The sequence below is a fragment of the Acinetobacter sp. IK40 genome (assembly GCF_035615075.1).
In the GTDB taxonomy this organism is placed as follows: Bacteria; Pseudomonadota; Gammaproteobacteria; order Pseudomonadales; family Moraxellaceae; genus Acinetobacter; species Acinetobacter courvalinii.
Window position 1 is genome coordinate 165,287 of sequence record NZ_JANBOE010000008.1, and the last position, 26,802, is coordinate 192,088.

Annotated in this window: 24 protein-coding genes and 2 pseudogenes; 15 read left to right on the forward strand and 11 right to left on the reverse strand. The window is 37.4% G+C overall.

The genetic code is table 11. From position 1 onward, the window contains the following. Positions 1-2: 2 nt before the first annotated feature. Both MSG93_RS14925 and MSG93_RS14930 read right to left on the reverse strand, forming a co-directional pair. On the reverse strand, positions 3-320 hold the full coding sequence (locus tag MSG93_RS14925) for a hypothetical protein (RefSeq protein WP_324622375.1): 318 nt from the start codon (positions 318-320) through the stop codon (positions 3-5). A 35-nt stretch (positions 321-355) separates the two neighbouring features. After that, positions 356-703: a hypothetical protein gene (locus MSG93_RS14930; RefSeq protein WP_324622376.1), complete on the reverse strand. Its 348-nt coding sequence runs from the start codon at positions 701-703 to the stop codon at positions 356-358. 193 nt (positions 704-896) lie between these two features. Between MSG93_RS14930 and MSG93_RS14935 the strand changes: the two genes are divergently transcribed. The 7 genes and pseudogenes from MSG93_RS14935 (at position 897) to MSG93_RS14965 (ending at position 6,739) form a co-directional block, all read left to right on the forward strand. Beyond that, the gene (locus MSG93_RS14935; protein ID WP_324622377.1) at positions 897-1,247 is read left to right on the forward strand and encodes a hypothetical protein; all 351 of its coding nucleotides are present in this window, start codon (positions 897-899) and stop codon (positions 1,245-1,247) included. Between the two features lie 826 nt (positions 1,248-2,073). After that, positions 2,074-2,430 (forward strand): annotated as a pseudogene (locus tag MSG93_RS14940) (integrase); the annotation flags it as partial. 186 nt (positions 2,431-2,616) lie between these two features. Next, the gene (locus MSG93_RS14945; RefSeq protein WP_016541190.1) at positions 2,617-3,516 is read left to right on the forward strand and encodes a LysR substrate-binding domain-containing protein; all 900 of its coding nucleotides are present in this window, start codon (positions 2,617-2,619) and stop codon (positions 3,514-3,516) included. 92 nt (positions 3,517-3,608) lie between these two features. Then, positions 3,609-4,130: a hypothetical protein gene (locus MSG93_RS14950; protein WP_016541189.1), complete on the forward strand. Its 522-nt coding sequence runs from the start codon at positions 3,609-3,611 to the stop codon at positions 4,128-4,130. After that, on the forward strand, positions 4,127-4,879 hold the full coding sequence (locus MSG93_RS14955; protein ID WP_016541188.1) for a glutathione S-transferase N-terminal domain-containing protein: 753 nt from the start codon (positions 4,127-4,129) through the stop codon (positions 4,877-4,879). Before MSG93_RS14950 ends, MSG93_RS14955 begins: the two co-directional genes overlap by 4 nt. Before the next feature lie 52 nt (positions 4,880-4,931). Continuing rightward, a complete protein-coding gene (locus MSG93_RS14960; RefSeq protein WP_016541187.1) occupies positions 4,932-5,279 on the forward strand; it encodes a rhodanese-like domain-containing protein in 348 nt (115 codons plus the stop codon). 2 nt (positions 5,280-5,281) lie between these two features. Beyond that, positions 5,282-6,739, forward strand: a complete 1,458-nt coding sequence (locus tag MSG93_RS14965; protein WP_016541186.1) for a GMC oxidoreductase — start codon at positions 5,282-5,284, stop codon at positions 6,737-6,739. Between the two features lie 199 nt (positions 6,740-6,938). Here MSG93_RS14965 and dsbG read toward each other — a convergent pair whose 3' ends face one another. From dsbG to dsbD, 3 genes are read right to left on the reverse strand one after another with little or no spacing between them, the layout of a single operon-like run. After that, the gene (dsbG, locus tag MSG93_RS14970) at positions 6,939-7,685 is read right to left on the reverse strand and encodes a thiol:disulfide interchange protein DsbG (protein WP_016541185.1); all 747 of its coding nucleotides are present in this window, start codon (positions 7,683-7,685) and stop codon (positions 6,939-6,941) included. Positions 7,686-7,697: 12 nt separating this feature from the next. Next, positions 7,698-8,534: a TlpA disulfide reductase family protein gene (locus MSG93_RS14975; protein WP_016660204.1), complete on the reverse strand. Its 837-nt coding sequence runs from the start codon at positions 8,532-8,534 to the stop codon at positions 7,698-7,700. After that, complete coding sequence (dsbD, locus tag MSG93_RS14980; RefSeq protein ID WP_016541183.1) at positions 8,531-10,438, reverse strand: protein-disulfide reductase DsbD; 1,908 nt, start codon at positions 10,436-10,438, stop codon at positions 8,531-8,533. The genes MSG93_RS14975 and dsbD overlap by 4 nt, the downstream gene beginning before the upstream one ends. Before the next feature lie 109 nt (positions 10,439-10,547). On the opposite strand from dsbD, the gene MSG93_RS14985 reads away from it, so the two are divergent. After that, positions 10,548-11,219 (forward strand): response regulator, encoded by a 672-nt coding sequence (locus MSG93_RS14985; protein ID WP_016541182.1) that lies wholly within the window; start codon positions 10,548-10,550, stop codon positions 11,217-11,219. Next, positions 11,216-12,610 carry an ATP-binding protein gene (locus tag MSG93_RS14990; RefSeq protein ID WP_016541181.1) on the forward strand — a complete coding sequence of 465 codons (1,395 nt, stop codon included), beginning with the start codon at positions 11,216-11,218 and terminating at the stop codon, positions 12,608-12,610. The genes MSG93_RS14985 and MSG93_RS14990 overlap by 4 nt, the downstream gene beginning before the upstream one ends. Before the next feature lie 122 nt (positions 12,611-12,732). Here MSG93_RS14990 and cydB read toward each other — a convergent pair whose 3' ends face one another. Together cydB and MSG93_RS15000 are read right to left on the reverse strand one after the other, a co-directional pair. Continuing rightward, positions 12,733-13,737, reverse strand: a complete 1,005-nt coding sequence (gene cydB / locus MSG93_RS14995; protein WP_016541180.1) for a cytochrome d ubiquinol oxidase subunit II — start codon at positions 13,735-13,737, stop codon at positions 12,733-12,735. Beyond that, entirely contained in the window at positions 13,734-15,167 is a 1,434-nt protein-coding gene (locus MSG93_RS15000; RefSeq protein ID WP_016541179.1) for a cytochrome ubiquinol oxidase subunit I, read from the reverse strand. Before MSG93_RS15000 ends, cydB begins: the two co-directional genes overlap by 4 nt. A gap of 700 nt (positions 15,168-15,867) precedes the next feature. Between MSG93_RS15000 and MSG93_RS15005 the strand changes: the two genes are divergently transcribed. Genes MSG93_RS15005 through MSG93_RS15015 form a run of 3 tightly spaced genes read left to right on the forward strand, consistent with a single transcriptional unit; the run spans position 15,868 to position 17,582 of the window. Continuing rightward, positions 15,868-16,263, forward strand: a complete 396-nt coding sequence (locus tag MSG93_RS15005) for a rhodanese-like domain-containing protein (protein WP_016660201.1) — start codon at positions 15,868-15,870, stop codon at positions 16,261-16,263. A gap of 32 nt (positions 16,264-16,295) precedes the next feature. Then, complete coding sequence (locus tag MSG93_RS15010; protein ID WP_016541178.1) at positions 16,296-16,943, forward strand: peroxiredoxin; 648 nt, start codon at positions 16,296-16,298, stop codon at positions 16,941-16,943. 48 nt (positions 16,944-16,991) lie between these two features. Further along, positions 16,992-17,582 carry an MBL fold metallo-hydrolase gene (locus MSG93_RS15015; RefSeq protein ID WP_016660200.1) on the forward strand — a complete coding sequence of 197 codons (591 nt, stop codon included), beginning with the start codon at positions 16,992-16,994 and terminating at the stop codon, positions 17,580-17,582. A gap of 550 nt (positions 17,583-18,132) precedes the next feature. Here the strand turns inward: MSG93_RS15015 and MSG93_RS15020 are convergent. From MSG93_RS15020 to MSG93_RS15035, 4 genes and pseudogenes are all read right to left on the reverse strand, one after another. Continuing rightward, positions 18,133-19,019: pseudogene (locus tag MSG93_RS15020) on the reverse strand (IS5 family transposase). Between the two features lie 106 nt (positions 19,020-19,125). After that, on the reverse strand, positions 19,126-19,632 hold the full coding sequence (locus MSG93_RS15025) for a DUF4411 family protein (protein WP_016541175.1): 507 nt from the start codon (positions 19,630-19,632) through the stop codon (positions 19,126-19,128). After that, on the reverse strand, positions 19,625-20,731 hold the full coding sequence (locus tag MSG93_RS15030) for an ImmA/IrrE family metallo-endopeptidase (RefSeq protein ID WP_016541174.1): 1,107 nt from the start codon (positions 20,729-20,731) through the stop codon (positions 19,625-19,627). Before MSG93_RS15030 ends, MSG93_RS15025 begins: the two co-directional genes overlap by 8 nt. Positions 20,732-21,389: 658 nt before the next feature. After that, positions 21,390-21,752, reverse strand: a complete 363-nt coding sequence (locus MSG93_RS15035) for a DUF2513 domain-containing protein (protein WP_016541172.1) — start codon at positions 21,750-21,752, stop codon at positions 21,390-21,392. 312 nt (positions 21,753-22,064) lie between these two features. On the opposite strand from MSG93_RS15035, the gene xseA reads away from it, so the two are divergent. The 3 genes from xseA (at position 22,065) to MSG93_RS15050 (ending at position 26,340) form a co-directional block, all read left to right on the forward strand. Further along, positions 22,065-23,324: an exodeoxyribonuclease VII large subunit gene (xseA, locus tag MSG93_RS15040; protein WP_016541171.1), complete on the forward strand. Its 1,260-nt coding sequence runs from the start codon at positions 22,065-22,067 to the stop codon at positions 23,322-23,324. Beyond that, the gene (gene xseB / locus MSG93_RS15045) at positions 23,317-23,511 is read left to right on the forward strand and encodes an exodeoxyribonuclease VII small subunit (protein WP_016541170.1); all 195 of its coding nucleotides are present in this window, start codon (positions 23,317-23,319) and stop codon (positions 23,509-23,511) included. Before xseA ends, xseB begins: the two co-directional genes overlap by 8 nt. Before the next feature lie 93 nt (positions 23,512-23,604). Continuing rightward, positions 23,605-26,340 (forward strand): UvrD-helicase domain-containing protein, encoded by a 2,736-nt coding sequence (locus tag MSG93_RS15050; protein ID WP_016541169.1) that lies wholly within the window; start codon positions 23,605-23,607, stop codon positions 26,338-26,340. The last annotated feature ends 462 nt before the right edge of the window (positions 26,341-26,802 follow it).

Consider the following 26,802-nt stretch of genomic DNA (forward strand, 5'->3'; position numbering starts at 1 on the left):
GATTATTTCTCAATTGTAATATAATTAATATCTTCACCATTGCCCCAACGACTACAGGTATCATAGCCAACTATACTGACTACTTTATTAGTTGCTTGCGCCATTAAAAGTAAAGTAAGCTGTTGCTTTCCAACGAGTGATTTTTCATTTTTTATCATTAAATAACTACCTGTAGCACAGGCTGGTTTTTCGGTTCGTGTTCCTTCGATTACTACATAGACTAATCCATCTGAATCTCGTACAAAGACTTTACTTACCTTTCCTCGTGCTGTGCTTGCATAAGCAGGTCCCAAAAAACAGAGCAAGATAATAAAACACATTATTTTTTTAACATTTGATCACCTTTTACTTCTTTTTATGGAGAAATAATATCTAAATATGCAATTTCACAAACACCATTTCGAATTGGCAAGTTTGAAGCTGCATATATATTTACTAATTTTTTTGAAGCCACTGCAAGATAGGCAGCTGCTACTATATGTTTTTGTTTTGCATCTACATATACTCGTCTAGTATCAATACATTTTGAGCCAGAAACCCAAGGTATAGGAGTAGAAAACCATAGCTCTAAGGTATTTTCCAAATTGGGTGAAGGATAACTGCCAATAACACGAATTTTTACTATTTTTAAATTAGTGACTTCCTGAGCATGAGCTAGCTGGATAAAAAGAGTAAAAATTAAAATAAACCAGGTATATTTCATTATTCTATCCTTAGATTTTTAATCACAGTAAATTTTATTTTTTATTTTCTGTCAACAACTAAATTCTTAAGAGCAGGGAGAAAATCTATACGAATAATTTATACTTTTCTTTCAAAAAAAAACAGAGTATTTTATATTTCCATCAATACATAAAAATCAATTTAGTTATACAATCAGTAAAAAGGACATAAATATGGCTACACTTAATAAAAATTTATTTAAATTCATATTATTACTTTTACTACCAATTTCCAGTACTTTTGCAGCACAAAATAATCTACAAAACTCAACTGGGGTAATCCAACGAATTTATCTTTCAGGTAATAATTACTTTTTCCGCCTACAAGGAACAGACACATGTGCCAAAAATACTAATGGATACAATGAGTATTATTTTTTCACAACTACCAATCCTTTAGCCAAACCTTATTATGCTTTACTATTATCAGCAGCCATATCAAAAAAACCTATTACTATTCGAGTAAAAACTGATTGTAATATAGATGGTCAAAAAGAAATTACTTATATTTTTCAAGACTTTTAATTACAAAAAAAGAAAAATATTTATTTTAAATATCCACTATATTCTTATATTAAAATTTATAAGGGATATGCTAAAAATAAAATCGTAAAAGCTGAATTTTGAGCATAAAAAAAGCCACATCTGTTGGATGTGGTCAAAAGGATATTGCTTTGCTTACTACGATTGTTACCGAAATTTTAGATTAGGTGGAGAAGCTTAATTCAAACTTGACTCAATTCATTGATCACTATATCACTCGACGTTTCTGTTCCATAAATTCTATGAATGAGCAGAGCAAAGACAGTATCTTTAGCTGAACCGAGTTCAGCTCCTCGACGGTATCTGTTATAACCATAACTTTGGTCATAGCTCATCTATTAGACTCAGCTTTATAACCTAATCAAGCTGGTTTAATTCGGCATCGCTATTTTATGTGGGACAAATAAAGGCAATAAAAAAGCCCTTGTGTTCACAAGGGCTTTTTCGTATTTGGCGGAAGCGGTGACAGTCGAATTAAAAATATAAATTATTGATAGTAAAAAATTAAATATTTTAAATATAATTTTTTACTACTATTTTTACTACATCACATTTTCTTTGTTTCAGCACTAAATCCCATATATTTACACATCTTAGAATTCGATTCCTGCTTTATAGAAAGTCTGTCTTTCGAACTCCTATTACCACAATAAGATAGAAATTAAGACTAATATACTGCGTCTCAACCAATATTAAAACGAAATTAATATATTAAAATACAAACATATAGAAAGAAAATCTGGTTTCACTTTGAGAGCCAACCAGTGAATTATTGAAATCTTTTCAGTCTGATACACAATCATAAGGTTACATTTCCACTGAACCTCGTAGTGATAGCATGCTTTCTGATATGTAAATAACTGCTTTGATTAAGCTCATGCATCAACAGAAATTGAAGGAAAATAGCTTAGGCTATATCGATCCTAAACAAAACCGAGTAATTACAACACATGGTTTTCGCTCTACTTTTCATGACTAGTCAGTTGATAAGACTGGATATCCACGTGAAGTTTGTGAGCATGTATTAGTACATAAGCTACTAGATGAGGTTGAAGCTGCTTATTTGCGTGGGGCATATCTTGAAAAACGTAAAGGATTAATGAAAGATTGGGCAAAGTTTTGCAATATAATCAAATTTGATTCGCAACTTTTAACTTGTATTTAAGATGATCAAATAACAAGCTTATCTGTTAAAATATAAATAGTTGAAAATGATGTATATACAAAACATTACTGTACCATTACTCGGCTAGAGACTGTGTTAACAAAAAACTATTATCTTATAGATCAATAAATTAGGAGTGAATAAAGACTTAGTATTTCTGTGTAACTAAATCAAAACAGGATAAGTGTGATTTCTGTGCAACATCAAAAATTTGACTCATTTAATGCTTTATGGGTTTTTAATATTGCTGCTGAGTATAAAAGTTTTAAAAAAGCTGCTGAAGTATTATGTGTCACTCCTTCAGCCGTTAGCCAGCAAATTAAGAATCTTGAAGCCAATCTGAGTATTTTGTTGTTCGAGCGCCAACATCAGTCACTCAAGCTGACTGAAGCAGGACAATGGTACTGGCAAAAAATTCAGCCGCAATTATCGTTGATTCAAGATCATACAGTTCAGCTCATGCAGAGATATAACAGTACAGTGCTGAAAATTAGCTGTATGCCACCCGTGGCGAGTCGGGTTATTTTTCCTCATTTACGCACATTTCAACAAGCTTGGCCTGAGATTGAGCTTAGGTTTGATGTTTCATTAAAATATATAGACTTGCAACATAATACAGCAGATGTTGCTATACGTTTTGGCCAGCCACCATGGTCTGGTTGTGAGCATCAAAAATTAGTGGATCTCGATATTCAGCCTGTATGTGCGCCAAAAATTGCTTCTCAGCTCAACTTAAAATCACATCCTGAACGCTTAACTCAAGCCCCTTTAATTCATATGACATCCAGACCAGAAGCATGGACATTGGTGTTTGACTATTTAGGATTGTCCTTACCCGATAAAAATGAATCGATCTATGTTGATGATTACCCCGCTGCGATTGATGCTGCAAACAACCTTGGTGTGGCACTCGCTTTGTATCCAATTGAGAATACTGCGATCAAAAATGAGCAGCTGGTCGCTGTTGGACCTGCAATTTCAGGATATGGCGAAATTTATGCAGTGACCAAGCAAGGGCGTTTACAAGAGCAAGCCATTCAAACTTTCTTGGCATGGCTTATACAGCGCTTGCAAGATTTAAATTAGTTTTTCTAATGTGCAGACATAATTTATATCGTTTGTCAGCCAATCAACATTTAAGCACACTAACTATACAACTTATTTAGTGAGTGTTAGGAATGTTAAACGCGACCACAGCAGCGCTGCCGTTATCTGAATTGGTGTTAAAGCAACAATCAGAACTGGTAGAGTATTTCTCGACATTACCCAGTGCAACATCCGATCAGCTTGCAGGTCGCGCATGGGTGGGTAAGCTCTATGCACTGATTAAAGTAGAAAAAATGCCAACACTGGTTCGAAAATCAGTGGCCACCGTACTCAGCGCAGCAATAAACCCTTGGAAAGGAAAGGCTTTTAATGTGGACGATACAGGTGCCAATTTATGGTTGTGGGGGCAACAATTTGGCCAATACACCATGTTAGAACAAGATAGCCTAGTTGATCAGCAACCCTGTCTTTGGCTAGATTATAATGTTGTTAGTAATCCGTCATTGTTAAGGCATATCCGAGGTGAGGTACGCGTTTTAGGCGAGAATCAGTTTTTGGCTAGAATGAACTGGTTAGCCAATGATCAATTTTATTGTGTGGCGTACTTTAGTTTAAGCAGCCCAAAAACTGTGTCAAAAGGAGTTGCGCCATGATGACATTACTGACCTCGGCGTTAGCATCTGGTGTTCGTGGAGGGAAAGGCTTATCTGCCATTGTTCGTCTAGATCAACCAGCCAAACTACTGGAGTTTTATGATATTGAGGGCTGTCCTTATTGTCGTCCTGTTCGTGAGGCATTAACTCAATTAGATCTGGATGTCTTGATTTATCCTTGCCCCAAAGGCAGTAATCATTATTGGGATCGGCTAACCGCACTCGGTGGCAAGTCACAAGTTCCTTTTCTATATGATCCCAACACCAGTCGCTACCTGTATGACGCACGTCAAATTATCGACTATTTATTTCAAACTTATATGCCAGAAAAGACACTACGAGCTCCTCAAAATTTGGGCTTACGTCAGTCACAATTGGCGACTGCTTTGCGACTCAAAGCAGGACTTAAAGCACATCAGAATAGCTCAGCTGCCAAGGCGGTAGTACAGCCATTAGAATTATTTAGTTTTGAAGCCAGTCCTTTTTCTAGACTAGTACGAGAAAAATTATCTGAACTCAGTATTGCTTATGTGTTGAGAAACTCTGGCAAGCAACAACTTGCAGACCAAGGGCTACCATGGCTTCGCCCCAATCTAGGGACATATCAGCCGATCGCAGGGACTAAGCGCGCTGAACTACTCGCTCGTACTGGTAAAGTACAATTTCCATACTTATACGACCCAAACACAGGTACAGGGTTGTTCGAGTCCAAAGCAATTATTCGTTATTTAGAGCAGCAATACACCTAAGGGAAGCAATTCGACTGTGCTATCGAAAAACCCGTCATTTGAGGAAGCCCTAATGAATATTTTAAATTGGTTGCCTTTTGGCAAAGTACCAGAAATCACAGTAAAACAGCTTAATAAAACCATAGATCATGTACAAATTTTAGACGTTAGAACAGCACTAGAGTTTCGGCAGAGCCATATCAAAGGTGCGATTAATTTGCCAATCACACAGTTTAACTCAGCACATATTGCCAAACTTAATCTAGATCCAACTCGGCCTGTGGTAACGATTTGTTTGTCGGCACATCGTAGTATTCCTGCAACTCGTCAGTTAAATAAAATGAATTTCAATGCCAGTCAATTACAGGGTGGTATGCGCGAATGGTGGCGGCGAGATCAACCTTGTGTCAAGGGGGATTAAACATGATCAAGACTGATATTTTAGTGATTGGCAGTGGTTTTGGTGGTGCTGTTTGTGCTGCTCGTTTGGTTGATGCGGGAAAAAAAGTTAGCTTATTGGAGCGTGGCCCTTGGCGAGATAGTGAGTCGAATCGACAGTCGGATTTGCCCCAACAAGGCGTAACACTACAACCATTCCCACATGGACGGCAGCTGCCTAGCCATTTTTTACGTCAAGTGAGCATTGGTCTATTAAATGGTCCTAAAATGCTTAATCGGCATGGACTATTTGATCTAAGTCTACATCCGCAAATGAGCGTACTTTGCTCGGCTGGCGTCGGTGGTGGTAGTCATGTGTACTGGTCTATGAATATGCGCCCAACAGATCCACAGTATTGGGATAATCGTGCAATTGGATTAAGTGCCAAGCAAATGGCACCACATTACAATTGGATTTTGGCACAAATGGGCTCTCAGCCATTAGAGCAGATGACTGTTGCACCCAATAAAATTGATCAAGCACTGGCAGAGTATCCATCACTCAATACACAGTGTGAGCAGCCAGCTTTAGGTTTTCGTTTTAGAGGCGAATACAGCAATCACGGTATGCTCGGTGATGCTGCAAATCATAAAGTTGGACTAGACGAGCAACTGTTATTGCCACGATTATCCCAAGGATTAACCGTCTATGCTGAGCATGAGTGCCTGACGATACGACGCGTTGGCGCCTATTATCATGTGCATAGCGTTGATCACCAAAAACAGCAAGACAAAGTTTTTGTCACCAAAACTGTGGTACTAGGCGCAGGTGTCATTAATAGCATGCGTATTTTATTCCGTTCACGACAGGTAGGTGGACTGACTGGGTTATCCGCGCTTGGTCAAGGCTTTTCCGGTAATGGCGATGTATTTGCATTGTGGCGTGCAGGTCGAGATACACAAGATTTCCGTCAGTCACCACCGAGCATGGGACGCTTTCAAGTTGGTCATCAACCAGATGCGCCGTTCTTATATGCGACAGGTTTGAATATTTTGCAGCAAATTCCATTACTGCCTACAATGCTACAACGCCAGTTAAAACATTGGTTGATTTTGGTGGGAATGGGTCAAGATGCGGCTGATGGCAACATAAGTTGGGGGCAGCACGATATATCTTTACAATTTGAACAAAGCAAAAGCCCTATTTTTAAAAGTCTTTACCAGTCACTCCGACAACTAAAAATCATATCGAAACGTCGTGCATGGTTTTTGCCTCAAGTCCCCATGACTGTACACCCCTTAGGTGGCGCATGTGTTGGTATAAACGAAGAACAAGGCGTAGTGGATGGACACGGAGAAGTTTTTGGACATCCTAACCTCTATATCACCGATGGTAGTGCACTACCAGCAGCAACAGGTACGCCACCATCCATGACGATTGCGGCATGGTCAAGTCATGTAAGTCAGGCCATTTTACAAAAATTACAGGAGTCCAATGAATGAGTAACTACCCCCCCCATATATACTGTCTCTGACATTTGTAAGCAATATTATTGCTGTTATACCATTAGCCACCATAACTAAAGGTTAATAAAACCTTAAGTAACATGATTTTAGATGTGGGCTTAATCATATATAAATTTAGTTGTTGACTAAGCCCTCAGATATGAAAACATAATAGTTTATAATAAGTGCAATAAAGTTATTCAAAAATCCCTTTCAAATCTTTTGGTAGTCCAGAGGCTGTCTCCATTTGCCCTTTGCTATTTTTCCAGATCATGGCTGGTGTGGCATAAAACCCATACTTGGTCATCATTTCCTCATTATTTTCAATTTTTTGAGCAATGTTTGCTGGGATTGGTTTCATCTCCTTTAACTTCTGCTTCCCTTTGGTCGCATTGAATTCTTCAAAAACCTTGGCTGGATTTGCAGCAGCAAGTAAAGTTGCCGCTTGGCCTTTACTTTCAGGGCGAATCACTGCCACTTGAATATGACGTAACTGGACTTTTCCTGATTTCACATAAGGACGGGCTTTTTCCCAGAACATATGACAGTATGGACAGTTTGGATCTGAAAACACGTAAATAATACGGGGTGCATTAACATTACCGTCCTGAATATAAGCGGATTTACCCAGACTTTTCCAGACATCATCCAATACAGATTGTTTAACATGCTTATTTAGGGCATCAACAGTAAGGTTATCTCCTTTGGCATTATGTAAGTCACCAATAATGTAATATTTCTGGTCATTGGAGATAAAGACTGTTGCAGGGTTCTGTTGCATATGTCCTGCCCAACCCGTCATTTGTGCAGGGGCTTCGATCTGTTTTACAAAGCTAAAGCCCTCTTTTTCCAGTTTCTGCTTAATGGTCGGTACAGCGGCAAATGCCTGAGCAGCACTCAGGGATAGTACTAAGCCAGACATTAACTTTAAATGAGTGTTCATCAAGTTGCACCTCTATTGATTTGATGGATGAGTAATTTTTTGCAGGTATTGCTTAAGCATGGCTTGGCTTAATTCACCAAGATGACGTTCCACAAGTTGTCCTTGTGCATTAAAAAACAAGGTACTGGGTAAGCCATACATATTCATGTGTTGAGGCATTTCCCCATAAGGATCAAACAGGACATTATTAAAATTCAATTGATAACGATGTAGATAGGACACAATCGCTTCAGGTGTTTCACCTTGGTTAAGCATGACAAATTGAACATCTGGATAATCTTGCTGTGCCTGATACAACACAGGCATTTCACGATGGCAAGGCGGACACCAACTCGCCCATAAATTCACCACAGTAGGTTTACCCATAAATTGAGTAAGAGATTGTGGTTGCAGTTTAAGGTCGTTAAATGCTAAATCTGGATAGTGTTGTTGTGCATTCCAATGGTTGAGTAGATTGATTCCCACAAACTGTATTGTGATAAACAATAGAAAACTGCTGACCAATACAGGCACTTTTAATAGGTGATTTTTCCAGATAAACCAGCCACTACCCGCAATGATGCCTGCATAAAGGTTAAATCCTTTATCCTGAATTTTCAGAATATCAACAGGATGAGCCAGATACAGATCAGCATTAATCAGCACAAATACAACTCTTGCGGCAAGTAAGCCCACCCATATTGCTGTCCATAAAGAATCCTTATAGCACTGCCAAGCTGAATCATCCCATTGATAACGTTGCTTAAAATATTTTCCAATGAACCATACGCCAACAAGTCCTGACAGTAATATCAATAATGACCACGGCAGCATGAACATACCTAGATGTAGTGCTTGGGAAGAAATCAAGGTTGATTCTCCTCATTTAATTTTTGAATATTCTGAATTAATTGTGATGCGGTATAAGTCCCTGTGAGACGAAGATCACGTTGTTCTTTCTGGTCAGGTGCAAGAAACAATACCGTTGGTGGGCCAAGAATTTGCCATTGTTTTAAAATGATGTCTTGCGAAGCTTCATACTGGGTCAAATCCAGTTTAATACGGGTTACATTTTTTAATGCATCCTGAACGTCAGCTCTTGGTAAAAGCTCTCTTTCAATCGGCTGGCAGGCAACACACCAGTCAGCGTAAACGTCCAGTACAATAGTATCTTTGGCATGTGTAGCTAATGCCTGATTCAGTTCCTGCTGATTTTTAACAACAATCCATGAATGAAGTGTCTCGCTTTCAGTGGTATTCACATTCGCAATCGCCTGATTCACATGCCAGATCCCACTCACAGCACAGATACAGACCAAGACCAGAACGGCAGCTTTATAAGGGACGTGAACAATATGGCGCAAAATAGCCAGTAAATATCCCGCCATTGCGATCAGAATTAAGGCAAGTCCTACATAGTACAAAGTTAGAGGCAATAAAGGACGAGCAAAATAGACGGCCATTGCCAGCATGATAAAACCAAAACTATACTTTAACCGATCCATCCATAAACCTGGCTTGGGTAAATATTTAGCTCCAAAGACACTGGCAATAAATAGCGGTATCCCAATCCCCAAACCCAGCAAGAACAGGTAGAAACCACCAAGCAGGCTATGTTCCAGATGAGAGACATAGAGCAAAGCCCCTGCCAATGGTGCACTCATACAAGGGCCAACGATCAGGGCTGAAACTGCTCCCATGATGCCAGCACCCAACAGTGTTCCCCCTTTTTGGCGTTGTTGTATCTGATCTAAACGCTGTAAAAGACCTTGTGGTAAGGACAGTTGATATAAACCGAATAAGTTCAACGCAAATACAATAAACATCAGGGCAAATATGCCAATGAATACAGGATTTTGAAACCAGCGCTGAATACCGTAACCAATTTGTGAAACCACAATCCCCATCACCCCATAAACCAATGCCATACTCAGGACAAAGGTCAATGCGATAATGGCGGCTTTATAACCCTTTTTACGCTGCACCAAAATGCCTGAAAGAATTGGAATCAGAGGTAATGAACAAGGTAAAAAGGCAAGCAGAATGCCTAACCCTAGAAACAGGATAATGTTAAAAACAACACTTTGACTGGACAAAAGGTTTAAAAAGAATTGGTCATTATTCCAGTCATCACTCAATGATGCCGTTTGTGGCTGAGCTTTGACCTGATCTTGTCGCTTGTCTTGATGAGGACTATCTGTACTATCTTGCTGTACATTTAAAGAGGGTTCTGGACTGATTTTCTCTTGCGCTGGTTGAATAGATTGCTGGCTAGTTTCACTTTCAGATTCTGACTTCACCTCAGGCGTATTTTCCTGAGTGACTAAAGTTGCAAGATGAGAGTGTCTTGCCTCAGAATTCTGTTGAGGAAGTAGACCTGTAGCATCCGTTGTGATTGTAGTTCGTTGTACGGGGTAACATAAGCCATCCTCTGAACAGCCCTGCCAACTGACTGTATATTGGCTATTTGGCTTTACATCCAGTTGCGTCAGCACCTGATTATGATGCACATTGGTTACACCAAAGGTTGGATCATCTTTTTCCTGACCTTTAGGTAGATTTAAAGCTAAGTTCTGTTGCTCTAGACTCACCTTAAACTGATCATGATATAAATAATAATGAGGAGCAATATCCCATTTTAACTCGGCGGTTTTGTCAGAAACAGAACTTGCCTGAAATTTAAATGCTTGACCTGGTGGCAGAAAATCATGATTTGCATATAACGATGCTGTGGCCATACCCAGTGCAATCGCTATAAATGGTTTCATCAACATACGAGCTTATCTAAACTTAACATTCAGAGCATTATCAAGGGTGCAAAATTAACAGAACATTAAGGGCTGTTTTTGTTTGTAAAATAGGTAGGCTAGATGAGGAAATACCATGTTTGTTGTACTTGTTGAAGATGACCCCTATATTGCCCAGAGTATTGTTGCTGCACTCGATTACCTGAATATTTCAGTTGAGCATGTTGATACAGCCAAAGCTGCGGATTATTTCATTCGTAACAGTGCAGTAGACCTATGTTTACTTGATTTGGGTCTGCCTGATCAGGATGGTCTTGACCTATTAAATACATGGCGTAAAGATCAAATTCATGTACCTATTCTGGTACTCACAGCACGTAATCAAACCCAGCAATGTGTGGATGCCTTAAATTTAGGTGCAGATGATTACCTAACCAAACCGTTTGAGCTAAATGAACTGATTGCAAGAGTTCATGCTTTGGCTAGGCGGAATCGTGGATATTCCTCAAATATATTGCATATGGGCGAATTAGAGATTCATCAGGACACTCAACAGGCACATTATCAAGGACAACTTCTTACGCTCTCCAGACGGGAATACAGTTTGCTAGAAGCCTTTATGCTTTATCCCAATCAAGTGTTAAAAACAGAACAACTATTTGATAAAATTTATGGCTATCAGGACAGTATTGAAAGCAATGCACTGAATGTACATATCCATCACCTTAGACAAAAGATTCATCCTGATATAATTCAGACCATTCGGGGTGTAGGTTATATGCTTAAAGTACCAGAGCAAAGTACATGAAAAGTTATAGTTTAAAATGGCGCCTGGTTTCCACCATTTTAGCAGTCTTTGTTATCTTGTGGTCACTGGTATTTTGCTGGCTTTATTTTGAACTGGAAAAACGCCTGCAAGATACATTGGATGAACGCCTTTCTGCGTCTGCCCACATGGTTGCCCGTTTAATTCAGCAACTCCCAGTAGATGAGATTGCCAATACTGTTAATGCAGTACAACAAGACCATAGCACCCCAAATTTGATTGCCTGTCAGGTGTCATTATTTAGTTCCAATATCTCAGCCAACCATCAGGTGATTGCCAAGACATTGGGTTCACCTGAAAGTCTAAGCACACGAAAAATAGGGTTAAGTACATGGTCGGAAAATGGGGTGGAATGGCGTAGCTATGTCTTGCAAAAAGGACAAATACAGGTTGTTGCAGCGGAGAAATTACAATTACGTTATTCATTACTCAAACAGATTTTACAATCAGTATTAATCCCTTTAATCATTACTTTGATTTTATGTATTTTTTTAATTCTATGGATTATTCGGGTTGAGTTTCAACCTTTAGACCAAATTGCACAACACCTAGGTCATAAAAAACAGAATTTATCAGATGCGGCCACCTATTTAATAGAATTAAAAACACAGAATATTCCCAAAGAAATTCAACCCTTTGTCGATGGTTTACTGGAACTTATTCAGAATCTGCACCAAAGTCTGGAAAATGAAAAAAGCTTTAGTGCCTTTGCTGCTCATGAGTTACGCAGTCCACTCACCGCAATTAAGACCAATGTTCAACTAAGTCAGCTTATGCTGAACAAGTCTGGACAAACACAAAGCAAAATTGATTTCAATCTCCAACAGGCAGAAGCAAGTATTCAGCGTTATGAGCAATTACTTGAACAACTGCTATTACTGAGCAAAACTGAAATACAACCAGAGCATGTTTCGATGGAATCCACAGAAGTTTCCCAAACTTTGCAACAGGTCATTTTTGAACTTGGGCAGAAATACAATGACATACAAGAACATCTTGATATCGATTGGAAAAATCTCTCCACTATCGGATTACCTCATCCTACTTTAGCAATTGTACTTAAAAACCTGATTGAGAATGCTTACTTACATGCACAATCTACAGACTCGATTCAAGTGTATATGGATAAAGGGGATTTAATGATTACAGATTCAGGTTTTGGTTTGACTGATGCTGAACTTGGTTTACTGACACAACGGTTTTGGCGAAAATCTTCACAAAATATTGGTCATGGTCTAGGCTTATCTTTAGTCAAATTACTATTAGATAAATATGGATTTTCAATACAGTTTTTACAAAATCTACCGCAAGGTTTAAAAGTAAAGATTTCAAACAAAGAGAATCACAAAAATACACTTTGTGATTCTCCTTAGCAATTAATATGCAAGTTTGAGTAAAAGCCTAAACAGCATTGCGATCAGTAGTAGCCCGAAGAAACCACCTAACCACAGCAAGATAAACCATTGTGTTTGTGATAATTTCATATCCGTAACTCCTAGTGATAACCTTCATCACCAATCCGAACTTTATCTCTGAATACCCAATACGCCATGATGGTGTAAATGATAATAATCGGAATCAAAATAAGTGCACCAATAAGCGCGAATAATTGACTATTGGCTGGTGCGGCTGCATCCCAAATGGTGACAGAAGGTGGAATAATATAAGGAAAAATACTGATTAAAAAACCTGTATATGCCAAGAATACCAACGCCAAGGTGTATAAAAATGGCATTGATTCTTGTCGTTTTTGACATGCTTTAATCGTTAAATAAGTAAAGACTAAAACTAAAATCGGTACAGGGCTGAAATATAAAATTTGAGGTTGCGTAAACCAACGTTCAGCTATCATTGGATGCGCTAATGGGGTGTAAATACTGACCGATGCAAAGATAAGCAATAGCCCGATAATCAATTTTGGCATCAGGTTGTACATGCTGATTTGTAGTCGATCATCTGTTTTCATAATCAACCATCCACAACCAAGTGCAGCGTACACAACGACAACACCGACCCCAGTGAAAAGAGAGAATGGCGTTAGCCAATCTAAGCCACCGCCTGCATATCGTCCATCAACAATATGAATCCCTTGAATATAAGCACCTAAGATGACACCTTGCAAAAAGCTAGAAAGTACAGATCCACCAATAAAAGCAGCATCCCACAAATGCTTCGTACGATTTGCTTTAAAACGAAACTCAAAAGCGACACCACGGAATATCAGCGCAATGACCATCAAAATGATAGGCATATAAAAAGCAGATAGAACTGCTGCATAAACCATTGGAAAAGCTGCAAATAAACCTGCACCACCCAAAACCATCCATGTTTCGTTGCCATCCCAAACAGGAGCAACAGTATTCATCATGACATCGCGTTCTTGCTGATCTTTGATAAACGGAAAAAGAATCCCGATACCTAAGTCAAAACCATCAAGTACAATATAGATAAAAACACCAATGGCAATGATTACAATCCAAATCAGAGATAAATCAATCATGATGAAGCTCCTTGATCACGATCATCAATTTTTTCATCAGCTGCACTTAACGGACGCATTGGTGTTTTAAAATGACCGACACCACCCACTTGTTCAGCTTTGCTATCAATAAACTCTGGACCTTTATGCATCAGTTTCAGCATGTAATAAATGCCCACACCAAATACAATGCAGTACACCACTACAAAAATAATCAGCGTTAAACCTACTTGTTCAGCCGAAACCGGTGATAAGGCATCTTTAGTTCGCATGACACCGTAAACCACCCACGGCTGACGACCTACTTCTGTAGTAAACCAACCTGCAAGTAATGCAATAAATCCTGATGGTCCCATAATCAAAGCGAAACGATGAAACCATTTGTTTTCATAAAACTTACCTGTTTTTCTGAGCCATAAACCCATCGCTGCAAGCAAAAGCATCAGCATGCCTAAGCCGACCATAATGCGGAAACTCCAAAAAACGATTGTAGAGTTAGGACGATCTTCAGGCGCAAAATCTTTTAATCCTTTAACCGTACCATCCATAGAATGGGTTAGGATTAAACTGCCCAAGTTGGGAATTGCAATTGCATATTTGGTACGTTCTTCCTGCATGTCTGGTATGCCAAATAGATAGAGTGGCATTCCCTCGTCGTAATTGGTTTCCCAATGACCTTCCATTGCTGCAAGCTTGGCAGGTTGGTGTTTTAGCGTATTAAGACCATGCGCATCACCCACGAAAACCTGTAGTGGTGCTAAAATCAGAATCAACCACAGAGCCATTGAAAATGATTTCTTGACCAATTCATCACGTCGACCTTTTAGCAAATGCCAAGCGGCTGTTGAAGCAACAAGGAGTGCGGCAACCATAAAGGCTGCAATTGCCATGTGTGCTAAGCGATAAGGAAATGATGGATTAAAGACGATTGCAAACCAATCTTGCGGAACAACAATGCCATTTTCGATGGTGAAACCTTGAGGTGTTTGCATCCAACTATTTGATGACAGAATCCAGAACATAGAAATACATGTTCCGACTGCGACCATCAGGGTGGCAAAGAAATGTGCTTTTTTGCCGACACGTCCCCAACCAAATAACATGATGCCAAGAAAGCCAGCCTCTAAGAAGAAAGCACTGAGCACCTCATATGCTAATAAGGGGCCAGTTACACCACCTGCGAATCGGGAAAACTCACTCCAGTTTGTGCCAAACTGGTAACTCATGACTACACCAGACACCACGCCCATTCCAAAAGCGACGGCAAAGATTTTGACCCAGTATTTAAATAGATCTTTATAAATAGGATCATTGGTTTTTAGCCATCGCCATTCTAAGACGGCTAAGAAACTGGCTAAGCCAATCGATATGGCTGGAAAAATGATATGAAAAGATACAGTGAAGGCGAATTGGATTCGAGCCAATTCTAAGGCGGTTAGTCCTAGATTCATAAGAACTCCCGATAAAAATTAATAGAAGAGTACTCAACTAACAAATTTAAATACCCATATGAGAAGTTAAAAAATGCAACATGTATAGGACACAGCAAAGAGAATGCCAATAAAGTTTAAAATTATAAAAATATTTTAAAACAATAAGTTATTTTATATATTACAACTGAATTTTTTCTGAATTTAGATTTTTGTTTCAAATTCACGTTTCAATTAAAACATGAAACATGAAACATGAAACATGAAACATGAAACATGAAACATGAAACATGAAACATGATTCCAACCTGGTTTTATAAAGTAAAGAGCAACTTTCTTTGTATAAAAATTAATCAACGCTACATAAGGTATGATGATGGCTCTTCTTAACATTGTTTGTTAGGTTAAACTTTGTATTTACTAACCATAGTCAATAATATTGTGTAAAAAATTTTAATTACTGCTTAAAATTTTTTCGCTAAAATTCAAATGTTTTGCATTCACTTTAAGGCTAACCTATTAAATTATATATACCATTTAACCAGTCTTGTTCTCATAATTTCCAACGTAAATGAAACAAAGTCTTATTTTTCAGAGCTAATGATTAAATCAAAACTTATCTAAAAAAACGATTAAAATAAAAAAAATTACAATCAACACTCTATATAATATATTTAAAAAATATATATTATATAAACATATTCCATTAAGTGGTAAAAAAATGAAAACAGCCGATCAATTAATCCTAGATGCAAAACAGCACATTCAAGAAATTAGTGTTAAAGATTTTCATAAAATTTGGACTACAAACAATGACTTAATTCTTATAGATGTTCGTGAACCGGAAGAATATCAAGAAGCCTCAATAGATAGATCAGTCAATTTTCCAAGAGGTCTACTTGAAATGAAAATTGCTCAACATCCTCTTGTCAATCATCACTGTGATGAGGACATTTCGTTAAAGGAACTTTCTCAAAAGGATATTTATATTATTTGTAAGACTGGAGGACGCTCTGCCCTAGCAACTTTAAGTCTACAAAAAATGGGATTTACAAAATTATTTTCAGTCCAAGGAGGTATACAAACTTGGTTGAATGAAAATCTTCCTATTAATTAATTGTTGTTATTCCATCATCAAAGGAGACTATCATGTCTAATACAAATGAAACTGTAATGTTCCCACAATTAAATAAACCAGCTCCAAACTTTAATGCTAAAACCACTTACGGTATGAAAAGCCTTGAAGACTACAAAGGGAAATGGTTGATTTTATTTTCACATCCAGCAGATTTCACCCCAGTTTGTACTACTGAATTTATGGGATTTGCTACACGTGCTGAACAATTTAAAGAACTAAATTGTGAATTATTAGGTCTTTCAATTGACAGTGTTCACGCTCACATAGCTTGGGCCCGTAGTATTGAAGAAAATTTTGGTGTCAAAATTGAATTTCCTATAATTGCAGACCTTTCTATGGATGTTGCAAAAGCATATGGCATGATACAACCAGGAGCAAGCGACACAGCCGCTGTACGTGCAACTTTTATTATTGATCCTGAAGGAATTATGCGTGCGATGGTTTACTACCCTATGAGTAATGGGCGAAGCATTGACGAGTTCTTACGTGTACTAAAAGCACTTCAAACTTCTGACAATAATAAAGTAGCTACTCCTGAAAACTGGCAACCTGGACAAGAAGTCATTGTTCCACCACCAGCTACTATGGAAGCAGCAGAAGCACGCAAATCAGAAGGTTATAATTATGTAGACTGGTATTACAGCACTAAATCACTTTAGTTTATCAGTTTTTCAGTTCACAGCCCCAAACTACATCGAGGATAAAACATGAATAAATCTTTTAATGTCAAAGCATTCTTAGATCATGATAGTGAAACTTTCAGTTATGTTGTATTTGATGCTGTGAACTATGTCGGGGTCATCATTGATCCCGTACTTGACTTTGACTATAAGTCAGGGCGGACTTCAACCACTAGCGCTCAGAAAATTCTTGATTTTGTGAAATTTGAGAATATTCAGGTTGAGTGGATATTAGAAACTCATGCACACGCAGATCATTTATCAGCAGCACCTTTTTTTAAAGATACTCTAAATTCAAAAATCGGTATAGGAGCTCATATTCAAGAAGTTCAAGCAATTTTTAAAGATATATTCAACCTTGAAAAAGAGTTTTTACCAAATGGTAACCAGTTTGATCATTTATTCCAAGAAAATGAAATTTTGAAAATTGGTTCAATGGAGATTCGTATTTTGCACACACCAGGGCATACACCCGCTGATATCGCTTACATTATCAATGAGCGAGCAGCTTTCGTCGGTGACACTTTGTTTATGCCAGATATCGGAACAGCACGATGTGATTTCCCAGGTGGTGATGCTGGACAACTCTATGATTCAATAAAAAAATATTGCGCTTAAATAATGATACAGAAATATATATTTGCCATGATTATCCACCCGACCATCGCTCGCATACATACTTAACAACTGTAGCTGATCAAAAACAAAATAATATTCACATTAGTAAGAATACTACACGAGAAAAATTTATCGAAAAAAGGCTAGCAAGAGATGCAACTCTCGCAATGCCGCGGTTAATTCTACCATCAGTACAGGTCAATATTCGTGCAGGTCAAATGCCACCTAGGGATGAAAAAGGAAAAACCTATTTAAAAGTACCAATTAATTTATTATGACATTTATCTATTTCTTAAGAGTTAAAATTTACAACATGAATGTTTGAACGCAGGAGTCTTTACAATGAGAAATATTTGGGATCAAAGATATGGTGAATCAATACACTTATATGGTTCTGAACCAAATAAATTTATACAATAGGCTAGTGAAAATTATCGTATATATGGTAATACGCTTGCTATTGCTGAGGGAGATGGGCGAAACATTCTATATTTAGCTTGCTTTGTTGCACAAACATTTCATAGACTGGTTTCCCCCTAACCTATCAAATTCAAGGCACAACTCGAGTGTGAGGTTGGCCTAATTCTGTAAATTTATTTAAAATGGCTATACCTGCATGTACCTCATTGACTTGGCTTTGAAAGTTCCTAGCACTGAGTTTATCGCTAAATAATTTGATGCAAGGCATCTTTGTTTCCACTAAACTTCGGTGATGATAGCCTGACCATTGTTTCCATAGTGTCCTGCCGAAACGTTTAACTGTTCGAAGTAATTCATTTCGCTCTCGCGAATGAACTTTATTATATTTCCAAGGCTTTGCATTTTTCTAGGTGGATTCACTGCATACGCTTTCCTATCTGCAATGACCAGACGGCATTGTTTTGTGTCATAAGCCCCGTCTGTATAGACTGAATCAATCTGTTCATCGATATTACTTGTTGTAAGCTGAACTGCTCGTATTTGAAGGGTCTTAGCATCTATACCAATAGGCAGTATACGCCATTGGCGACGATATTCGGGCTGATGTTTCTTATGCTTCCATTCGCCTTCACCTAAAAATTTTAACCCCGTAGAGTCGACGAGTAGGTCTAACCCATCACGACTTTTTTGATAGCTTATCGCAATATCAATATGCTTTTGTCGTCTACAGAGGGTGGAGTAATCTGATGCTGTCCAATTCAAACCACAGAGTTTAATCAGGCTTTGAGCAAAGCCAGTGACCATATGTAAAGAAAGACGGAATAGAGATTTGATCATTAAACAGCATTGAATCGCTGTATCGGAATAAGTTTGATTTTGTCCATGCTTGCCTTGTGGCTGTGCATACCATTGGGTCTTGGGATCAAACCAGATTGAAATATTTCCTCGCTTGATTAAAGCTTGGTTATACGAGGACCAATTGGTTGTACGGTAGATTTTAGGAACAAGCTTCTTCATCTGGAAATTATATTGCTGAAGAAACCTTAAAGAATAGATTTGTGCAACAAAGCCACACTATTTTAAAAACAGCATATTAATTTGACTATTTATAAATAAATTATCTCTAAATTTTTAAACCAATCTCTTGAAAAAAAGTGTTCATATCTATACAGCGAACACCAAGATCATTAGCAATATCAGGAACTTTAGGATTTTGTGTAGGTTGATTTCTGTTTAAATTAATATTTTTTGTTTCACTTGTTACAATCACTAAATTATCTTTTTTTGCAATTGCGACTAACCATCCATCTGCTATTTTTTCACGTGCCCAACTTTTATCATTGGTTAAAGCCTTGTCACTATAACATTCATGTGTTGCAATATGCTGTATAACCTCACCCCATAAATCAGCATAATCCTTGTATTTACAAGAAGCTCCTATAAAGTTTTCATCAAGCCACTTTTTAAAAGTTTCATCTTGATAATGTTCATTAACAACAATATCAGGAAGTACTACTTGTGAATTGATGATTAGTTTTATTTTCTGCCAAAAACTTGGAAAAAAATCAAATAGATAATATCTTTCATAAAAATTGATATAAATATTAGTGTCCAATAGATACTTAGTCATTGCCACCTCTATTCATCAAAATTTTATATCCTTTGAATCCAACACCTACAATATTAAATGCATCCGTATATGAAATACGATCATGATTAACAGCATTCATAACATATTTGAAAAATTTATTATCAATTCTAAATCTAATATTATTCGTATAACTCCCGCCAGAAGAATCACTGGGTAAGAGATATTTAATGTTCTTTTCAAGCTCAATAATGCGATTTTGATATTCTTGACGGGTTATTTTATTTAAATCCAATAATCTTCTAACGATTACAAACTCACTAACTTTAAATTTTTTAGCTAAAAAATTACTATCAGTTGAATCGAGCTGCAAAAAAATCTCTTGAGGAACTAAAATTTCTGCCGTTACTTTATTTATGAATGCTTCAGTTCGATCAAATCGATAATCACCAGTATCAACAATATTAAATATTTCTTCAGTACCTACAAAAATATGTACTAACTCATGTACTAATGTAAAAAGCTGACCATTCTTAGTATCTTTTTGATTAATAAAAATTATAGGTGCTTTATGGTCAAGCAATACAAAACCTCGAAACTCTTTCACACTAAGAGGACGATATGTATTGTCTTTCACTTTACCATTAAAAAAAATAAATACGCCTATACCATTAATCTTATCACGTAGATAATTTAATGGATTATCAGCTTGATTCTGAAAAAACAAAGGAATTTCTAGCTTATCACGTATTTTTTTAGCTACCTCCAAGAAATTGGAATCAATAGAAAATTGACCAACAAAATCTAAATTTTCAGTAATTTCATTCTTCAAAAATTCTTGTTTGACTTCCATTTCCGCAATGGTATCTCTTAACTCTTCACTTGCTTCATCTATTGAATCTGACTCTAGTGTCCTGAAGTCCAATCGCTTGATGTCAATATCAAGAGTTTTATTCAGTAATAAGAGACCTGTTGGAACATTAATTTTTTTTGCTATTTCAGATAACTGATTAAAAGTTGGCTGTTTTTCTCCACTTAAAAACTGATCTAAATTATTAATTTTCGCTCTTAAAACACTCAAAGAAATTTGGGCATTTTGAACATAATAATTCAATGTGTTAGTGTCGATACGCATTGACATTACATTCCCTCCTCTATATGCCCATTTGACCTTGTCTTATGCTAACATAAATTAACTGTGCAATTCTGTCTATAAATACTCACAACAGAACGGTACAATTTGACGTGAAATTTTTATTAGAAATATTTTAAAGCCTTCTTTTTTCCGTCCGTGTATAAATTTGCTTCGCTAATCACTTAGCAACTTTTTACGCAATTTTTCCATACTCAAGACCTTATCACAGGTTTCCTCATTCCCTACAATTCAGGTAAGAAACAAGTCTATTAACTCTCCAGATAAGTACTCAATGAAGCGATATAAAGAGTTTGCATTTACTCCTCACACACAATTTCTTCATTTTCGATAGCGGCTAGGTCAACCAGATCAAAGAACAATTGTTCAGCTACACTAAAATCTGAACCGAATGTCACATTCAACTCATCAGTCAAACGCGATACGTTATCCGTAGATTATGCTTACCCTGTTAAGTAAGCAAATCCGAAATAAAGAAACGCTGGCCTAACGCTTTAAGTAACTTGATGAAAAAACAATATAGAAAAACTAGCTCCACCTTTTGATGAAGTTGTCATCAAATTAAGCTCTTTTGAGATTTTACAACACCTTTATATACGAATTTTAATATATACAAAAATCCATATATCTGTTTGCTAAAAATGCTCTAAGTTAACAAACTCGTTAAAGCCAAACCAAGCATGACCTTAATAGACTCAAAAGTTATATCTACACCTTTTTCTTTAGAAATCTCTTTAATACGATTCCAAACATTCTGATCCCTAAGCGTATCTAATAATTCATGTCCATCCCAAGTAAGCTGTAAGCTATATAGACCTAATCCACCATCAAGATATGGTACCCGTTCTCCAGTAAAGAATCCTTTAGCGAGTAACAAGTCTGCCATTTCTAATCTTATTTTTTCTTGCGGATTATCAATTGCATGAGTATCGATATCAAAGCTATCTGAATAAGTTAACGCTTCTATCTCTATAAGCAGACTACGAATTACATCCCAATCCCTTTTCATTGTATTTAGCTCGCTATGATTGGATTACCCAACACTACCATTAAATTAAATAAAAAGTCTTCCTAGTTAAGATTTAGAGACATTGAGTGTCGCTTAAATCTGAATTATAACTTTGCTCATGTATTTAGCTACTATCAATTCAAAGCCTGCACCGACTGCTACAAGCCTTTCTGTATATCCTGAACATGAGTCAAATCATCGGAATGCTTTACTACTCTGATTTGGATTCATCTCTTTAAAAACCTCTTAGCACAATATTCAAGTTCTTTTCACTTTGATACTATAAAACCATCAGCTCTTTTGACTTATATAATGTCTGAACCTCAATTTTCCCTAAGTGACTATTTATCAACCGTACAGGAAATCATTCGCCTGTCATTTGATGAACCTGTTTGGGTAAAAGCTGAGATACGAAACCTTAGTATCAAGGGCGGACACTACTACCTTGAGTTGGCTGAAAAGGAAGAGGATACAGATAAAGTCATTGCAAGCTGTAAAGCAACGATCTGGAAATCCACTGCCGTAAAAATTGTACTTAAGTTTGAGCGTGAAAGTGGCATTGAGCTTTCAAAAGACTTAAACGTACTGATTAGGATTAAAGCCCGTTTTGATCCCCAATATGGCTTTTCAGTCAACATTGAGGACATCGACTCCAGCTTTACGCTGGGTGATATCGCCAAACGCTATCAACAGATTCTTTCCCGCCTAAGCACCGAGGGTTTGGTGAATCTGAACAAGTCACTTTCTGCTCCTTTTGATATTGAAAATGTTCTAGTGATTGCACCAGAAAATGCTGCTGGATTGGGTGACTTTAGGAAAGATGCTGATGCCTTAAATAAAGCTGGTGTTTGCCACTTTGTTTACTGTACAGCCACATTTCAGGGTAATACTGCGGCAAACAGCATTATGGAGTCTTTAAGTTCAGGACTTCGCCAGTGGGCTAAAGATTATGCTATTCCACCTGACCTCATTGTGATCATTCGTGGTGGTGGTGCCGTAAATGATTTAGCTTATTTAAATGACTATGATCTTGCCGCCCTGCTCTGCAAACGAAAAGTGCCGATTTGGGTGGGCATAGGTCATGAAAAAGATCGAACCATTCTGGATGAAATCGCCCATCGTTCTTTTGATACACCAAGTAAAGTGATTACAGGTATTCGCAATGTGATTTCAGAACGTTCTCAGGATGTGATGGGTTACCTGCAAACTATCAAACTGCTGTCACAGCATCAAATCACAGCATATCAGGGCCAAAATGATCAGTTGATGAATACCATCAAGACTCATGCCCAGAATCAGATTAATACAGCTAATAGAAATCTTGATTTGGTTAAGTCAACAACACAATATTTTTCCCAGCAGCAGCTTAAGCTTGCCTCCACTCAGATTGAGTCCTTAGTGCGTGAAACTTTATTGCAGAATCCAAAGAATGTGCTTGCTAAGGGCTATGCTATTGTACGGAGTCAAAATAAAGCTATTCGCTCTGTACAACAGGTCGGTTCAACTGTTTCAATTGAGATGCAGGATGGCTATATTCATGCCAGTGTAAGTGAGGTAATAAATCATGAGTAAAAATGAGTTAAGCTTTAAAGAGGGTTATGAACTGTTAAAAAAGAATGCTGCCCTACTGGAATCTCAGGAAGAACCAGACATCGACAACCTAATGAAGATTGTGGAAGAGTCAATGACTGCTTACAAGGCATGTAAGTCACGCGTGGATGCTGTACAGCAAGCATTAAATGAAACATTCAAGGAGTAGTTGTGAAAGAAATAAAAACAATTAGCTAAAATTTCTGTAAACTTTATAACCACTTATAAATCTTCAATTATTAAAAAAACATTTTAGGGCAATATGAATATCCGACCAAGTTTACTCAGTTTCATTTTTGCAGGTTCCAGCAAATGGCGACTCAGCTATACATTTCCTGAGCTGGTACTTGAACTGGATACCAGAACCGTAAAGCTCAATCCTGAACAGGTACTGGAAACGCATATCCAGAAAGGCTGGATATGGTCATCTTTAATGCTCAAGACCATTGATCAAAACTTTCAGTTCAAGGGTATGTTCAATACACAGGCTGAACAGTTTCAAGCTGAAATCCGTAATGACGCGGAATTCCTGAGAAATAAAAGAAACGCTGAAAAGATCAAAGAAACCTTAAAACCGTACTTACTGGAATATCACAAATTTATCCAGCAAAACATTTACCTCTCCCATCGCCTCAGCAAGCTGTTTAGGTCAGATTTATCACAAAGATCAAAAGTCTCTATTGAACAATTTAACAGCCTGATTCAAAGGGATAGTTCTTTTGCATTTGAACCGCCTCTACAGAACCTGTTTGAGCAATTGCGACAGTTTATTGAATTGCCAGTTGAAGCAAACTATGCCATCGATGCAAAGAATAAGCGTTTTGTTGAAAGTGAGTTAAAGGTATTTAAGCAGTTCTTTGATCAGGTAGAGAGTACGCCTCTAACCGATGAACAGCGTATTTCCTCAATTATCTTTGAAGACCGTAACCTATTGGTTGCTGCGGCTGGTTCAGGCAAAACATCCACGATTGTTGGAAAGGTGGGCTATGCCCTCTTAACTGGACTCTACAAACCTGAAGAGATTCTGGTTCTCGCATTTAATAAAAATGCAGGTGAGGAACTCAGTGAACGTATTAACTTTCGATTAAAAGACATTCTCGCCCAGTTTAATACTCGTGTTGAAGCACTTAATTTCCATAAGTTTGGCGTAAAGGTGATTGGTAAGGCCACTGGAAAAAGCCCCTCTGTTTCCAATGATGCAGGAAAACCGCAGTCCCTGTTGAATAAGATTATTCAACAACTGATCGAAACAGATCCAGACTTTCAGGCAAAATATCTTTTATTTAAAACGGCCTACCTAAGACCTCCCTTATCACCATTTGCATTTAAAACTCAAAGTGAATGGGAAAAGGCTCGCAGACGTTCATTTGACAGGTTCAAGGATGGTTTTGAAACTTATCAGGGAGAAATCGTTAAATCACATGGTGAAAAAGCGATAGCAAACTGGTTATACAGTCAGGGGGTTCCCTATCAGTACGAAAGAAACTACGAGCATGACACAGCGAATGAACACCACCGCCAATACAAGCCTGACTTTTACCTACCTGAAATCAACCTATATCTAGAACACTATGCTGTAGACCAGCATGGCAAACCGCCTGCGCATTTTGGGCAAAAGTATCTGGAAGACATGAAATGGAAATCAGGAATCCATCAACAATATAAGTCGGATTTAATTACTACCACCTTTCATGAGTTTATTACAGGTTCCATCTTTCAGAAGTTGGAAAAAGAGCTTAAATCAAGAGGACAAATTTTTAAGCCGCGTAGTCTTGCCGAGATCAACGTTAAAGCACAGTCCATCTATGAATATGATACTAATGAACTTTATGTCAGTTTTTTAAGTCATTACAAATCTAATCAAGCAAATATTGCTAGTCTATTAGCCAAACCATCACTTAGCCAACGAGAGAGTCTTTTTTTACAGCTATTTTCTAAGGTTTACCAGCGCTATGATCAATTATTAAAAACCAGTAAAGAACATGACTTTGATGACCTGCTGATTGAGTCTGCCCAATTAATCAATGAAAATAGATATAAAAGCCCTTTCAAGCTTATTATCGTGGATGAGTTTCAAGATACTTCACAAGCTAGGGCCAGACTCATTTTATCCTTACTGAATCAGATGCCTGAAGCTAAACTTTTTTGTGTTGGGGACGACTGGCAAGCCATATACCGCTTTGCAGGCTCAGACATCAGTATTTTTACTCAATTTGAAAAGGTCTTTGGCTATACCAAGCAGACACAGCTTACCCAGACATTCCGTTCCAATCAGGGCATTGCGAATGTCGCCAGTGGCTTTATCCAAAAAAATAAGTCCCAGCTTCAAAAAGTCGTCAATGCTGTTGATAAGACCATTAGTAAAGTGGTTGAGATAAGCTTTTTAACTAAGACTCAGGAAATTAATGAGTACCTGATGAAAACCATTATGGAAATTAATAATGCCAATTCAGGTTCAGGGAAAAAGAAATCCATTTATATTTTAGGTCGCTACAGACATCACAAACCAAATCTAGACAGTATTCAACCCTTTCTTAGAAATTGCAGCATTGAGTTTAAAACCATCCACTCATCCAAAGGCCTACAGGCAGACTATGTGATTCTTTTAGGTTTAAATACTGGCAGTAGTGCATTCCCTTCTGAAAAAGAAGATGACCCTCTTATCAACTTAGTCTTGCCACAACCAGAAACACATGCCTATGCTGAAGAACGCCGTCTGTTCTATGTTGCATTGACTCGGGCAAAAGAGAAAGTCTTTCTTATTGGTGAACGTAATTCAGTATTCCTAGAGGAAATTACCAAAGACTCAAGCATCAAGGAATTTATTCATATACCTCAAGATGAAAATACGTCCATTAACCATGATATTCCAGAAAAATGGCGATGCCCGAAATGTAATCAGGGACGTATGTGGAAAAGAACAGGGCCATATGGTGACTTTATGGCTTGTAACCGTTATCCAAATTGTGACTATAAAAGAAATTTAAAACAACGTTAACCATATTTATGCTGAGAAAATTGATGGCTATTCAACTATTCAGACAGTTGTTTGAAAGGAAATATAAAAGATATTACAAATTAATAATATTTAAATCCACTTGTTTCACTTACTCTAAAGTCCTTGAATAAACTGATCAATATGTTCTATCTAATATTTCTTGAATTTTAGGGTTTGTAGCTTTTAGATCACATATTTCTTTTAATATTATAAAATTACTTCTAGAACCTAGATATTCAGGATTTGATGAAATAATATCTACTGTTAAATCAGTGTGTTGCTCAACTTCGTTATGTCCAAGTTGTTAGCTGGTTTTTATGTTTCCTAAGGGGAATAGTCGATCTATTTGACAGTCAAATAAAATTGCAATTTGCCTTTATATTCAGCCCATGATTATTGAAGATCATGCGGACAAGAATAATTCTTAGCTTTTGGTTTTGATTTGATACTTTGGCTCGTAGC

Coding starts and splice junctions, on each gene's coding strand:
- MSG93_RS15030 (WP_016541174.1), bottom strand. CDS start 20,731: ATGTCAATGCGTATCGACACTAACACATTGAATTATTATGTTCAAAAT.
- MSG93_RS15035 (WP_016541172.1), bottom strand. CDS start 21,752: ATGAAAAGGGATTGGGATGTAATTCGTAGTCTGCTTATAGAGATAGAA.
- MSG93_RS14950 (WP_016541189.1), top strand. CDS start 3,609: ATGTTAAACGCGACCACAGCAGCGCTGCCGTTATCTGAATTGGTGTTA.
- MSG93_RS15025 (WP_016541175.1), bottom strand. CDS start 19,632: ATGACTAAGTATCTATTGGACACTAATATTTATATCAATTTTTATGAA.
- MSG93_RS14965 (WP_016541186.1), top strand. CDS start 5,282: ATGATCAAGACTGATATTTTAGTGATTGGCAGTGGTTTTGGTGGTGCT.
- MSG93_RS15000 (WP_016541179.1), bottom strand. CDS start 15,167: ATGAATCTAGGACTAACCGCCTTAGAATTGGCTCGAATCCAATTCGCC.
- MSG93_RS15005 (WP_016660201.1), top strand. CDS start 15,868: ATGAAAACAGCCGATCAATTAATCCTAGATGCAAAACAGCACATTCAA.
- MSG93_RS15010 (WP_016541178.1), top strand. CDS start 16,296: ATGTCTAATACAAATGAAACTGTAATGTTCCCACAATTAAATAAACCA.
- dsbG (WP_016541185.1), bottom strand. CDS start 7,685: ATGAACACTCATTTAAAGTTAATGTCTGGCTTAGTACTATCCCTGAGT.
- MSG93_RS14990 (WP_016541181.1), top strand. CDS start 11,216: ATGAAAAGTTATAGTTTAAAATGGCGCCTGGTTTCCACCATTTTAGCA.
- MSG93_RS15050 (WP_016541169.1), top strand. CDS start 23,605: ATGAATATCCGACCAAGTTTACTCAGTTTCATTTTTGCAGGTTCCAGC.
- MSG93_RS14985 (WP_016541182.1), top strand. CDS start 10,548: ATGTTTGTTGTACTTGTTGAAGATGACCCCTATATTGCCCAGAGTATT.
- MSG93_RS14930 (WP_324622376.1), bottom strand. CDS start 703: ATGAAATATACCTGGTTTATTTTAATTTTTACTCTTTTTATCCAGCTA.
- MSG93_RS15015 (WP_016660200.1), top strand. CDS start 16,992: ATGAATAAATCTTTTAATGTCAAAGCATTCTTAGATCATGATAGTGAA.
- xseA (WP_016541171.1), top strand. CDS start 22,065: ATGTCTGAACCTCAATTTTCCCTAAGTGACTATTTATCAACCGTACAG.
- MSG93_RS14960 (WP_016541187.1), top strand. CDS start 4,932: ATGAATATTTTAAATTGGTTGCCTTTTGGCAAAGTACCAGAAATCACA.
- xseB (WP_016541170.1), top strand. CDS start 23,317: ATGAGTAAAAATGAGTTAAGCTTTAAAGAGGGTTATGAACTGTTAAAA.
- MSG93_RS14925 (WP_324622375.1), bottom strand. CDS start 320: ATGTGTTTTATTATCTTGCTCTGTTTTTTGGGACCTGCTTATGCAAGC.
- cydB (WP_016541180.1), bottom strand. CDS start 13,737: ATGATTGATTTATCTCTGATTTGGATTGTAATCATTGCCATTGGTGTT.
- MSG93_RS14935 (WP_324622377.1), top strand. CDS start 897: ATGGCTACACTTAATAAAAATTTATTTAAATTCATATTATTACTTTTA.
- dsbD (WP_016541183.1), bottom strand. CDS start 10,438: ATGTTGATGAAACCATTTATAGCGATTGCACTGGGTATGGCCACAGCA.
- MSG93_RS14955 (WP_016541188.1), top strand. CDS start 4,127: ATGATGACATTACTGACCTCGGCGTTAGCATCTGGTGTTCGTGGAGGG.